Source organism: Mesorhizobium sp. M9A.F.Ca.ET.002.03.1.2 (assembly GCF_003952365.1).
Lineage (GTDB): Bacteria > Pseudomonadota > Alphaproteobacteria > Rhizobiales > Rhizobiaceae > Mesorhizobium.
Genome location: NZ_CP034443.1, coordinates 2,978,147 through 2,991,009, shown reverse-complemented (window position 1 = coordinate 2,991,009; position 12,863 = coordinate 2,978,147). Strand labels below are relative to the sequence as shown.

General features: G+C 58.6%; 11 protein-coding genes and 1 pseudogene. 8 read left to right on the top strand and 4 right to left on the bottom strand.

Annotated elements, in window-relative coordinates; genetic code table 11:
* The first annotated feature begins 194 nt into the window (after positions 1 to 194).
* The 8 genes and pseudogenes from EJ066_RS14455 to EJ066_RS32010 all read left to right on the top strand — a co-directional run.
* Positions 195 to 1,166 (top strand): UDP-glucuronic acid decarboxylase family protein, encoded by a 972-nt coding sequence (locus tag EJ066_RS14455; protein WP_126038677.1) that lies wholly within the window; start codon positions 195 to 197, stop codon positions 1,164 to 1,166.
* Positions 1,166 to 2,152, top strand: a complete 987-nt coding sequence (galE, locus tag EJ066_RS14450; RefSeq protein ID WP_126038674.1) for a UDP-glucose 4-epimerase GalE — start codon at positions 1,166 to 1,168, stop codon at positions 2,150 to 2,152. The genes EJ066_RS14455 and galE overlap by 1 nt, the downstream gene beginning before the upstream one ends.
* 56 nt (positions 2,153 to 2,208) lie before the next feature.
* On the top strand, positions 2,209 to 3,984 hold the full coding sequence (locus EJ066_RS14445; protein WP_126043884.1) for a cellulose synthase catalytic subunit: 1,776 nt from the start codon (positions 2,209 to 2,211) through the stop codon (positions 3,982 to 3,984).
* Positions 3,985 to 4,028: 44 nt separating this feature from the next.
* Positions 4,029 to 5,408, top strand: a complete 1,380-nt coding sequence (locus EJ066_RS14440; RefSeq protein ID WP_126038671.1) for a UDP-glucose/GDP-mannose dehydrogenase family protein — start codon at positions 4,029 to 4,031, stop codon at positions 5,406 to 5,408.
* Between the two features lie 161 nt (positions 5,409 to 5,569).
* Positions 5,570 to 6,001 carry a DUF995 domain-containing protein gene (locus EJ066_RS14435; RefSeq protein WP_348629321.1) on the top strand — a complete coding sequence of 144 codons (432 nt, stop codon included), beginning with the start codon at positions 5,570 to 5,572 and terminating at the stop codon, positions 5,999 to 6,001.
* Positions 6,002 to 6,023: 22 nt separating this feature from the next.
* Entirely contained in the window at positions 6,024 to 6,992 is a 969-nt protein-coding gene (locus tag EJ066_RS14430) for a glycoside hydrolase family 26 protein (RefSeq protein WP_126038666.1), read from the top strand.
* 18 nt (positions 6,993 to 7,010) lie between these two features.
* Complete coding sequence (locus EJ066_RS14425) at positions 7,011 to 7,532, top strand: DUF995 domain-containing protein (protein WP_126038663.1); 522 nt, start codon at positions 7,011 to 7,013, stop codon at positions 7,530 to 7,532.
* 706 nt (positions 7,533 to 8,238) lie between these two features.
* A pseudogene (locus EJ066_RS32010) lies at positions 8,239 to 8,373 on the top strand (AraC family transcriptional regulator); the annotation flags it as partial.
* A gap of 48 nt (positions 8,374 to 8,421) precedes the next feature.
* Here the strand turns inward: EJ066_RS32010 and EJ066_RS14415 are convergent.
* From EJ066_RS14415 to EJ066_RS14400, 4 genes are read right to left on the bottom strand one after another with little or no spacing between them, the layout of a single operon-like run.
* Positions 8,422 to 8,760 carry a hypothetical protein gene (locus tag EJ066_RS14415; RefSeq protein ID WP_126038658.1) on the bottom strand — a complete coding sequence of 113 codons (339 nt, stop codon included), beginning with the start codon at positions 8,758 to 8,760 and terminating at the stop codon, positions 8,422 to 8,424.
* An 18-nt stretch (positions 8,761 to 8,778) separates the two neighbouring features.
* Positions 8,779 to 9,339, bottom strand: coding sequence for an ATP-binding protein (locus EJ066_RS14410; RefSeq protein WP_189644485.1), 561 nt, complete (start codon positions 9,337 to 9,339; stop codon positions 8,779 to 8,781).
* The gene (locus EJ066_RS14405; protein WP_126038655.1) at positions 9,340 to 11,703 is read right to left on the bottom strand and encodes a SpoIIE family protein phosphatase; all 2,364 of its coding nucleotides are present in this window, start codon (positions 11,701 to 11,703) and stop codon (positions 9,340 to 9,342) included.
* Positions 11,700 to 12,863, bottom strand: coding sequence for a class I SAM-dependent methyltransferase (locus EJ066_RS14400; protein WP_126043882.1), 1,164 nt, complete (start codon positions 12,861 to 12,863; stop codon positions 11,700 to 11,702). The genes EJ066_RS14405 and EJ066_RS14400 overlap by 4 nt, the downstream gene beginning before the upstream one ends.

Sequence of the window (12,863 nt, the reverse complement as noted above, 5' to 3'; positions counted from 1 at the left end):
GTGAGTTCTTGGACCCCTTCTCCATCTAAAAAAGAAACGGCAAGAGCCAGCGTATGTTCTCGGAGAATGTATTCTCCGAGAAACACTTCCTGACTTGACATAAATTGTGGGTAGATTTGATGGAGAACATAGCTAAACCACGTATCCACCGCGCTAAAGGACTTTCCAAGGGACTGCGCCTTCTGCTCCCTGAAATGACACGGCGACGCGTTCTCGTCACCGGTGGTGCGGGATTTCTCGGATCTCACCTTTGCGAAAATTTGCTCGATCAAGGCCACGAGGTTCTTTGTCTTGACAATTTCGTCACGGGTCGCCTGAGCAACCTTGACCACCTGAGGGGCAATCCGCGACTCGAGATCGTCCGGCACGATGTCTGCGTGCCGCTAGACGTGCAGGTCGACGAGATCTTCAACCTCGCCTGCCCTGCCTCGCCGCCGGATTACCAGGCGGATCCGATCCAAACCATGAAGACAAGCGTGCTCGGCACGCTCAACCTTCTCGAGCTGGCCAGGGCGTGCAACGCAAAGATCTTTCAGGCCTCAACTTCGGAAATCTACGGCGATCCTCACGTTCATCCCCAGCCCGAATCCTATTGGGGCAATGTCAATCCGATCGGCCCGCGCTCTTGCTACGACGAGGGCAAGCGCTGCGCCGAGACAATGTTGTTCGACTTTCATCGGCAGCACAATGTCGAGATCAAACTCGTTCGCATATTCAACACCTATGGTCCCCGCATGAGGCCTGACGATGGCCGCGTTGTATCGAACTTCGTCGTGCAGGCGCTGAAGGGCGACGACATAACGATCTACGGCCAGGGCTCGCAAACCCGATCATTCTGCTTCGTGGACGACCTTATCGACGGCTTTCTGCGGCTAATGGCTTCGCCGCCGTCGTTCACCGGCCCGGTCAATCTGGGCAATCCGGGCGAATTCACGATTCGGGAATTGGCCGAGCAGGTGATTGCTCTCACCGGCTCGCGTTCCAGGATCGTCCACCGGCCGCTTCCCGTCGATGACCCGCGCCAGCGGCGGCCCGACATCTCGCTCGCATCGCGTGAACTGGGTTGGCAGCCGAAGATTCCGTTGTCCGAAGGGCTTAAGCAAACGATCGCCTATTTCGATCGTCTCCTGGCCACGGAATCGCATGAACTTCCGGAGACGGCCTGATGTCCGCGCAAAGGGTCTTGGTAACGGGTGGAGCCGGCTATATCGGCAGCCATACCGCCAAGCTGTTTAGCCAGAAAGAGGTTGAACCGGTCGTCTACGACAATCTGACGACCGGCAACCGGTCGGCTTTGCGCTGGGGCCGGTTCGTGGAGGGCGACATTCTCGACACGGCCCATCTTGCACAGTCCCTTTCGCTGTTCGAACCTGACGCGGTCATTCATTTCGCGGCTTCTGCCTATGTCGGGGAATCTGTCGAGGATCCGGCGAAATATTACCGGAACAATGTGGCGGGAACCTTGTCCCTCCTGAATGCCTGCCGGCAGGCAGAGGTCGACAAGATCATCTTTTCATCGAGTTGTGCGACGTATGGCATCCCGGCCGCACTTCCGATCAAGGAAACGACGCCGCAGGAGCCGGTCAATCCGTACGGACGGACGAAGCTGATCGCCGAACAGATGTTGAGCGATTTCGCAGCTGCCTATGGCTTGCGTTATGTGGCTCTGCGTTACTTCAACGCCTGCGGCGCCGATCCCGATGGCGAACTCGGGGAGTGGCACGATCCGGAAACGCATCTCATTCCGAGAGCCTTGCTTGCCGCCGGCGGCAGGATACCGCATCTGGCAGTCTTCGGCGACGACTACGAAACCGCGGACGGCACCTGCGTCCGCGACTATATCCATGTGACCGATCTGGCGCGTGCGCATGTACTTGCCTTCCAGCACCTGATGGGGGGCGGTGCAAATCTGGCAGTCAACGTCGGGACCGGACAAGGAGCTTCGATACGTCAGGTCCTGGATACCGTCGCCAGGATCACCGAACGGGAGGTGCCGATCGAACTGCATGCGAGGCGCCCCGGTGACCCGCCGGCGCTCTACGCCGATCCGACGCTTGCTCGCGAGACACTCGGTTTCTCACCGCGATATTCTGACCTTGAGACCATCGTGCGGACCGCTGCGCCCTTCTTTGGATTGGAGGCGCAGGCATGAGGACCACGATCGAGGAAAAGACGACAGAAGCCGCCGTTCAGCCGGCGAAGCATTCGATGGTCCCAGTTCTGACAGGCTATCGCAGGATCGAATACCTGGCCGGCGCCTTCGTCTGGCTGGCAGCGCTCCTCTATTTCTGGACCTGGTGGTTCAGGCCAGAGCACTTCGTCGACCTTTTCGGCTTCGTTGCCGTAACCCTCGTCTTCGGATGGGTTACGCTTTTGCCCGTTTATTTCCTGGCGGTCTTTTCTCGCGCCTGCAAACCCAGCGGGCCACTGGAGCTGGCCGCAGGGAGCCGTGTAGCCATGGTGGTAACAAAGGCGCCCTCCGAGCCGTTTTCGGTTGTCGCGAACACGCTGAATTCCATGCTTGCGCAGGATGTGCCTCACGACACATGGCTCGCCGACGAAGATCCTTCGCCGGAGACTTTGAACTGGTGCCGGCAGCACGGCGTCCTCGTCTCCACGCGCAAGGGGCGAGCGGATTATCACCGTGAGACCTGGCCGCGGCGCACGCGCTGCAAGGAAGGGAACCTCGCATTCTTCTATGATCATTACGGTTACGAGCGGTATGACTTCGTCTCACAACTCGATGCGGACCATGTCCCCGAGCCCGGCTATCTGCGGGAGATGCTGCGGCCCTTTGCCGATCCTGATGTGGGCTACGTCTCAGCGCCGAGCATCTGCGATCGCAATGCTGCGGAGAGCTGGTCGGCGCGCGGGCGGCTCTATGCCGAAGCCAGCATGCATGGCGCGCTGCAAGCCGGCTACAGTGGCGGACTGGCGCCGCTCTGCATCGGCTCCCACTATGCCGTTCGCACCGCGGCCTTGAAGGAGATCGGAGGGCTCGGGCCCGAGCTTGCCGAGGACCACTCGACCACTTTGATGATGAACGCCCATGGCTGGCGTGGCGTCCATGCGCTGGACGCAATCGCCCATGGCGATGGTCCGCGCACCTTCGCCGATCTGGTTACGCAGGAGTTCCAGTGGTCACGCAGCCTGGTGACGATTCTGCTGCAATATTCGCCCCTCTATATTCCCCGGCTCCCGGCGCGACTCAAGTTTCAGTTCCTGTTTTGCCAGCTCTGGTATCCGCTCTTTGCGTTGTTCCTGGCTCTCATGTTTGCGATGCCGATCTTTGCGCTCCTGCGCGGCGAGAATTTTGTTGCGGTCACCTATCCCGGATTCGTGGTGCATTTTGCTCCCGCGACCATCGTGCTGGTCGCCATGTTCTACCGTTGGCGGGCGACCGGCACGTTCAGGCCGTTCGACGGTAAGGTGCTGAGCTGGGAAGCGATGTTCTATCTGCTCGCACGCTGGCCCTGGTTCCTTGCGGGCAGCATTGCCGCCGTTCGCGATTGGGCTACCGGATCGTTTGTCGACTTCCGCATCACGCCCAAGGGGCGATCCGAAGTGGATCCGCTGCCTCTTCGCGTTCTCGCCCCTTTTGGCGTTCTCTCGGTTGCCTCCGTGCTTCCCGTTCTGTTCATCGGCGACGCTGGCGAGACGCGTGGCTTCTACGTCTTGGCTATCATCAACGCGGTTCTTTACGCATTGCTGCTCCTTGTCATCCTCGTCCGGCATGCCCGCGAAAACGCCGTCCGGGTCACGAACCGGTCGTATCGTCCCGCAATGGCGGCAGCCCTCCTCGCCACGTTTCTTCTGCCTGGGATGGCAGCTGCCCAGCATGGCGCGGAAGGGTTGGAGGCGCTCGCTTGGGGCGCAAGGCGCGTGAAGCTGTTCGAGGTGAGATATTCGGCCTCTGGAGCCGGAATCGGCGGGTTTGACACGCGCAAGATCACGTTCAAACCGAGATGGCTCCCTGGGAGCTGAGTTTATCAACCAACCGAAGAAGGGTGCGCGAAAGCGTAACGTACATGAAAATCGCAATGATCGGAACGGGTTACGTCGGGCTCGTCAGCGGCACTTGCTTTGCCGAATGGGGCAATGAGGTCGTCTGTGTCGACAAGAACGCGGACAAGATCAGGCAACTCGAACAGGGTAAGTTGCCGATCTACGAGCCGGGCCTCGACAGGCTCGTGCGCTGCAATCATGCGGCCGGTCGACTATCCTTTACCACTGACCTTGCCGCAGCCCTGAGCAACGCGGAAATCGTCTTTATCGCGGTGGGAACGCCGCCTCGCCCGGGCATTGGCGACGCGGATCTTTCATTCGTTTGTATGGCGGCCAGGGAGATCGCGCTTTCCCTGAAAGACCATGCGGTCGTGGCGGTCAAATCGACCGTGCCGGTCGGCACCGGCGACATAGTCGAGAGGATCATCGCAAGCAGTCGCCCGGAGGGGAGATTTTCCGTCGTCTCCAACCCCGAGTTCCTTCGCGAAGGTTCAGCGATAGACGACTTCCTGTTTCCGGACCGCGTCGTCGTCGGCGTCGAGGACGAATATGCGCGGGAGGCGATGCAGGCCCTTTACAGACCGCTCGCCGACGCGAACACGCCGGTCATCGTCACTCAGCGGCGCGCGGCCGAGCTGATCAAATACGCGTCGAACGCATTCCTTGCGACGAAGATCACCTTCATCAACGAGCTGGCTGATCTTTGCGAAGAGGTTGGCACCGACGTCAGCGAGTTGGCGCTCGGCGTCGGTCTCGATCACCGTATCGGCAAGGCCTTCCTGAGCGCCGGGCCTGGCTACGGCGGCTCATGCTTTCCAAAGGATACGTTGGCACTTCTTCGGACGGCGCAGGACTACGGCGTCTCGCTGCGTATCGTCGAGGAGACGGTGGCGGCCAACGAAGCCCGCAAGCGCAAGATGGCGCTCAAGGTCGTCGATGCGGTCGGCGGAGACGTCGATGGACTGACGATCGCGGTGCTCGGCCTGACCTTCAAGCCGGACACCGACGATATGCGCGACGCGCCCTCCGTGCCGTTGATCGAGGCGCTACAGCGCTTCGGCGCCAACATCCGCGCGCATGATCCTGTCGGCATGGAGAATGCGGCGCGCATCTTCGAAAATGTCGCGCTGTTCGAAGACCCCTATGAGTGTGCACGTGATGCCGATGCGGTGATCGTCGTCACCGAGTGGGCAAGCATCTGCCAGCTCGATCTTCATCGCCTAAGACAGGCAATGCGGTCTCCAATCCTGATCGATCTTCGCAACGCGTTCGGGCGGGGCGCGGCACAGGCCGGCTTTCAAGTAACGAGTATCGGCCGACCTGTGCCGCAGCGGTCCGGCATCATATCCGGTGGCGGGCCGAAACCGAAGCACGACATCCAGGACAATGTGAGCAAAGGCTAAGAACCATGGCGAAGTCACGTCACGTAAACAGCAAAATAGAAGCCGCAGCCGCGTTCGGAGGCTGTCTCCTGGCGACATCGTGCATACTCTCGGCTTTCGTTTTCGGGAGTTCGGCCGAGGCTGCCGGCAAGAACTCAATGCCTCCGCCGAAGGCTCGGGCCATGACGAGCGCAGAGCTTTATATGCTCTATCGCGACAAATCGTGGCAGTGGACTGACGGCGCGGGCCGGATGCAGGCCGAGGGGCGGCGCTTTTCCGCATGGGCCGGATCTGGCGAGAAGGCGGCATGGGCTGAGGGCCGCTGGACCGTCGCCGACAACGGCCGCCTGTGCTTCAAGGCGCAATGGCATTCATCGTCCGGCGTCGCTGCCAACAGGACCTGCTTCAGCCACAGGGAGCTTGGCGAAACCATCTATCAGAAGAGAGAGCCGTCGGGAGACTGGTACGTCTTCAAGCACGCCGCCCCTGCAACCGAAGACGAGTTCAGCAAGCTCGTCAGCCAAGATCTGGTCACGCCGGATCTGCAGCGGATCAAGTCCGAGCTGGAACCCGCAAAGCAGCTCTCTGATGCCAATCTCAAAGCGCAACAATGAAGACTGTCAGGAGGATACAGCCATGAAAACTGTCGGAAAGAATACCTCGAGAGTGATCGCAATTTCGCTTGCTACATTGACTCTATCGGGTGCCGTATTGGCAGCCAGCTTGCCCCGCGGGCTTCCTAGCGAGAATACGCAGGCCACGAACCAGATAACGGACAAGCGGCCTATCGTCACCGAAACGTCGAACGATTTCGGTGCCTACGATCCGCATGGCGACTTTGGCCAAGACAAGAACGTCAAGATCGAGCATCTTTTCCTGCCCTGGGAAGATGTCGATCTCTCCTCGCTGGCGATCGCCGACGAATATGTTCTGCAGCGTGGGCGATCACTCCTCATTACGGTTGAACCCTGGTCGTGGGACGTCGACTGGCGCGTCACGTCAGGCGAGCTGCTGAACGGAATCCTCAGCGGCCGCTACGACGCCAATATGGCCTCGGTCTGTGCTGCTGCCGATAACCTGAAAAGCCAGGTGATCATCCGTTGGGCACAGGAAATGGACGAAACCGACAACCAGTTCACCTGGGCACACTGGAAACCCGAAAGCTACATCACTGCCTACCGCCGAATGGTGACGGTCTGCCGCCAGCACCTGAAGAGCGCCAAGTACATGTGGTCGCCAAAGGGAAATCCGGAGCTGGTCAGCTTCTATCCGGGCGATGAATACGTCGACATTGTCGGTCTCTCCTTATTTGGCCTTCAGAAACACGATCGTGACCATTTCGGAAAGGATCTGACATTCGCCGAGACGCTCGAGCCCCGCTACCGGCTCGTCGAAAACTTCGGCAAGCCGATCATGGTGGCCGAGTTGGGCTATGACGGAGACCAGTCCTACGTGCGGAACTGGGCAGAGAACGTCGCGCGGAAGTACCCCGAATTTCCGCGCCTGACTGGGGTCGTCTACTTCAACGACCGAGAAGTCTATCCTTGGCCGAATGGCTACGGCCTCCCCGATTGGCGGGTCGTCTCCGGCCAGGCCACCAACTAGCAAATCAAGGAGAACGAAATGCGGAAACTACAGATATTGCTGGCGCTGGCTGCGATCGGCGGCTGCATGAGCATGGCATCTTTCGATGCTGCCGCCGCGACACAGAGTAAGACTAGCATCGCTGCAGAATCGGGGACACCGCTGACGACCGAGGAGCTCTTTCGGCTGTACTCGAATCGGTCTTGGATATGGAAGAACGGCGCCGGTTACTTCTCGGCGAAACAGCGGCGGTTCATTGCCGCGACAGGCCGTGGCAGCGCAGGCTCCTTGGGCGTCGGGCGTTGGTTCCTTACCGATTCCGGCAAGCTCTGCTTCTGGGCGGAATGGTACGCGAAAAGCGGCGTTTCACCAGCTCTGACCTGCTTCCGGCATCGTAAGAAAGGTGGCGTCGTGTTCCAGAGGAAAGAGCCGGACGGCGAGTGGTATGCGTTCAAGAACGCGCCGACCAGGGCAAACGATGAATATCGCAAGCTGCGTGCGGGCGATTACGTCAGCGCAAAATACAACAGAATCCAGGCGAAGCTGCCGATCAACAGGTGAGCCTTTCATCGGGTTTTGGGGCCCCCCGGCCGGCATGGAAGTCTCGCGTCATGGCGGCCGGGGTTTGGATTGCATTTCATGCGCAGCATGGGAACTTGCTGTCGCGTTATGTGAGGGTTATCCCCTTCGCAGGAAGCAGCCTGATGTTCTTCCAAAGCCGCTGGGGGTGCAAATATAGGGCGCCCGGCCAAGGAACCCGTAGCTAGCCACTCTTGTGGCGAGCCGGCTTTTGGTAATTTTTAAGGGTGCCGTCGGCTTCCCCTTTTTCACCGACTTGTCTGGTTCATCGGATTCCATCGAGATCGACGAGACCTCCGTGCTCCTGTCTGTCACCGCAACGCAGCCAGAAGAAAATATTGTGATCGCCAATATAATGGAATACCTCGTCATTAATCTCGATTTTCTACCGAGATTTTTTTCCATCGATGACTCAGATGTATTTTTAGTTTTCGTTGTGGTGCTCATAATCGGTCCCCCTGTTAGCTTTTTTTATAACACCGACTTACTGAAGCGCATTTAATACAACCTCTAAAATTCCCCGACTGGTTTTAACCAAATATTGGAATAGCGGCGGCCGGGCTGCTGCCATGCACGGACAGACCTCCAAATGGGCTTCTCGATCGGCCCTAGGCCGATGAGATCAGCCCGTGCCGAATCTTGGCCGCCGCTGATCGTCCGGCAAACCGCACCGACTCATGGTTGCGTTCGGTCCGCCGCGAAGCTTCGATCCAGTTCGATCGATCATTGGTTCATCGTCCTGTCACGCAGCGGACGGGCCTGGACGGGCGGCGATGGCCGTGTCGTCGAAAGCCATCCCGGCAGGGTCGAGATCAGATCTCTCGTCTGGCTAAAGGCTCTGGGAAGCTGACGCCAAGCCCAAAACCCTTCATCAGCCTACCAGCAACACCAGGTCGGGGTGCAGCTTCTTCAGATTGGGTAATGACTTCGATTGCCAAGGTATTTCCGACGTGCCCCTCACCGTGAGGCGCACGCCAGGGTGCTTTCGCACCTCGATGGTGAATTTCGCGAGAAGATTGATGCCGGACGAGTTGAGAAACTGCAGATCTGTCAGATTGAGCGTGATCGCGGGAGGCTCCGAGGCAAGAACGCTCATCGCCAGCGACAAAATAGGTGCGTAGGCCTCGGAACTGGCCAGCCGCATAATGCCATCGAAATAAATGTCGTTTCCGTCAATCCATACACGGTAATCTTCTGTTTTTAGTTCCATGGCGTGGCGATGTTCCGCTCAATTATGGGTTTGCGAGATAGCGATAGAAGCATAAGTTTCCAAGCAAATCCGGCCATTTTCGTCGGTCGGGCTGAAAATCCAGGCCAACCGTGCACCATAGTCGCTCATCAGGGTCAAAAGCCCAAGACCCGAACTCGTCATCTCCGGATCAGCAGCATTCGCCTCGATGCGCTGAATGAGAAGATCGCCGGGATCGCCAGCCGTTATCTCCGACAAAAACCCCTGGAACCCGGTGGCAACTTCTCCATCTACCACATTCGAAACCTTCACCTTGAATGTTTCCGAATCCATCGACGCTTCAATCATGATTCCACCCGGAGCGCGAAACTTGACCGCATTCTCGATAAGCTCATTGATCAAATAGCCGATACTGTGCCGCACTTCCTTATAGTCGTTGCGGGACGGCTGAAAGCGCGTAGCAAATGTATCGGCAATAAAATCCGATGTGGTGGCGCAGTGGTGCCAACTCAATTCCAGAGGTCCGTCAAATAGCTGCACGCGACTGACACCTCCGTTCATCCCGATCGCAACATCGGCGGTTCCAAAGAGTGTTGTCATCTACCTGTGCCTCATGATCACAAGGGTGATGTCGTCATGGATCTTCTGGGTTCCGATATGGGCCATGAGATCCTCGATGATGCCGGTCTTGATCTCCTCCGCGCTGCCGCCATGATGTTCGCTTGCGCTTTTGGACAGGCGATCCAGGCCGAACAGTTTCCCCTCAGAATTCTCCGCCTCGGTCACGCCGTCGGTATGAAGCACAATGACATCGCCCCTGGCGAATGGAATATCGCGCGTGGCGATGAATGGCTTGATATCCTTTTCCAAGCCGACGGGCAGGCCCAGGTCAACAGTATCGATGCGCTCGACATCGCCATCGCCTCTGACAACGAGAACCTCCTCATGCTGACCTGACAGCGTCACACGCTCGTCCCGAAAATCGAGAAAGGCCAGCGAAAGGTGCTTATTGGTGTTGGTCCGCTCGATGTTCTTGTAGATTGCACGGTTCAGCCGATCCAGGAACTCTCGCGGATCGCCCTCGCCCGCCTCCTGCAATGCCCGTGCGACGGACTGGACCATCAGCATCAACACGCCGCTCTCCAGCCCATGCCCGGTCACATCGCCGATTCCGATCTTGAGGTGCGGGCCATTCTGCAGAACGTCATAGTAGTCTCCGCCGACCTCGTCGGCTGGCCGCATATAAGCGGCAATCTCCACCTGCGGGAGTGCTTCGAGCTCGCCGGCCTTCGGTAGAACCATCATCTGGATATGTTTGGCGACCGCGAGTTCGGCGCCAAGCCGAACATTCTCGTCACGCAGCTTGTCGTTCAGCGCAGAGATTTCCTTGTTCGCGCCTTCGAGTTCCCTAGTCCGATCATCGACGAGCTGCTCAAGGTTTTCTGTGTGGAAACTGATCTGCTCAGCCATGCGATTGAAGGCAGCACCTGCTTCTCCGACCTCATCGCGCGTCGGAATACTTACCCTGACGGAATAATCCTTTGCCTGAAGCTGCTTTGCGGCTCCAGCAAGCGCGCTAAGTCCGGCGGTAATTCTCTTCGAAATCCCCACAACAGCGGCAAAAACGATCAGAAGCGAAAAGGCGATGGCAGCAATCTGGTAGAGCAGGATACGGTTTGTGGCGCGGGAAATGCTGTCCTGCGCAGCAAATAGCGAGGCATAGATCTCCCGTTCGGGAACGACGATGCCCAACGACATCGCCTCCAACTTCACCGGTCCGGAACTCCAGAGATTTGTCGGATTCAACATCTTGAGAACGACGATATAAGGAACACTCTCGCCTTGCTGATCGAGCATGATATGCTGGATCACGCTGTCATTGTTCCGATCGAGCGGCAGCGAGGCGATAGCCGGCTGCGTGCTTCCGCGCAGCGTGCGTTCCAGGCCGGTGACGCCCTGCGTGCCGCCGCTCGACGAGGTCAGGCCGATGATCGCTTCGCCACCCGGATTGATCGCAACGACATTGCCGTTCGACATCGTCAGGAAGCCGAAGCCGGTGTCGGCAATCTTCACGCTCTCGACGATCTCGGCAAGCTGATCGAGCGTGATGTCGGCTCCCGCGATGCCGGCGACGTTTTTCCGATCCCGCGACCACAAAGGAGCAAAGAAGCTCACGATCTGCTTACCGGTGATCGCATCGGTGTAGGGTGCGGTCTGCGTGATGTCGTCCGCAACGGGACGTGAGGTGGGATCGCCGGCCCACTGCTGCCAGGAAGAGTAGATTCCGGGAAAGAAAAACTCCCAGAAATCCGCCTTGTTGTGTCCCGGATAGAGGCGGTCGAAGGTCTGGGCCTGATCCGTATAGGGTGCCGTTCTGAAGATCGGCCATTGCTTCGGACCGATGAAGTACATCTGCAGCTTGGACGAGCCGCCAGCCAGAAGGCTCGGCGCGACGAGATCCAGAACGGCGCTGTCCTCGATTTCCTTCTGGACAACGGGAAGCGGACGGTGATCGGGGCCCAACAGATACCCCCAGACGCTCACCACGGATGGCGCGCCCGGAAGGTTCTGCGCCCATCCACCCTGGGGATTGTAGACCACGTTCACCGAATCGGGCGCCTGATGCGCAAGGCTCGTTCCGATCTGCTCTTGCCTTGCCGGATCATCGATCTGGCCTTGCAGAACGCCGGCCAGAGTCTTGACGTCCCCGTGCACCCGGTCGAGCAGGAGGTCCACGCGTGAAGCGGTCGAATTGGCGTAGGAGAGAATGTATTCCTGGTTTGCCCTCGTCAGACCCTCGCCGACTTCGGACGTCGCGTCCCGCGAGAGTTCCTGAACGTTCCAGAGAGCGAGCCCGCCGCTAACCAACAGGTCGAACAGTACGGCACCGCCGACCACCAGTACGAATTTGGCCCGAAACGAGCGCAGGCCGAACCGCAGTTTTGGCTCACTGTCAGCGTTCATGACGGCTTACGCCCTGATGCGACCCAGATTGGCCAGCCAGCATAACCCTTCGGATGCAGCGCCGCAAAAATATGGTCCTGAAAGCCTTGTCGAAACCGCTTGATCATCTTTGGGTCGTCACCGCGCCTCACCGCCATGTCGCCGGCATAGACATTTTCCCATGCCGTGACGACATCCGCGAAGTCCTGCGGATCGCCGTCACCGTTGGTCACCATGAAGGACTCGACACGGATATCTTCGAAGCCCGCCTCGACCAGATATCGCCGGCTCTTCGGCCCCAGTTCCACATCCATCTCGAAATGTTTGAACAGCTTCGCGACCTCATTGTAGGTCCACTGGATGTTTTCGGCGCGTGGCTCGCCAAGGCAATGCGAATTCTTCTCGTTGGTGATGTAAACGCGTCCACCCGGTTTACATATCCGGTAGAGTTCCTTCAGAATAAGCTCTGGCCGGTTGAATATCTGGAGCGAATGCCGGCATGTGACCAGATCGAACTGATCTTCGTCGAGCAGCATCTCTGACGCGTCGCCATAGGTGTATTCAATGCCCCGGATGTCGAAATCCGCGGCGACGCTTCGAGCATAGTCAAGGCTCGATCTGGAATGGTCGAGGGCAACGATCCGGGCCGGCTGGAATTCCTTCTGCACAAGCACGGCGAAATCGCCGATGCCGCAACAAATGTCGGCCATAATGATACCTGGCTGCATGCCATGGCGCGGCAGGATCTCGCGTTCGTGACGCCATGTCATCTTGGTTTGCGTGCGCAGGATGGGGATGAACCCGCCTTCTTCGAGGAAACTCTGCCCGGGATAGAACTGGCTGTCGTATTCCTCCACCGTGATGTTCGGCTCAAGTCCGTGCAACCGGCCGAACTTTCGCGTCGTCCATCCGACGACGCTCGACGTGATCACGACAAATTTGAGGTCGGGCCGAGCGCGGCAGGCGTCGATGATGACCCGCGAAAAGGCATGAAACGCGGTATTGTTCATCTGTGTCAGACGCCGGATGTTCACATAGAGAATGCCGCGCACACGGCTGATCGATTCCCTCAGAAGCGTCAGGCTGGGCGCAAGCTCGTCGATCGATTGGGGACGAACCACCCCGGAAATGGAGAACTCCTGATTGTTTGTGTCGTATTGCGCCCTGAAGCGCGGAATCAT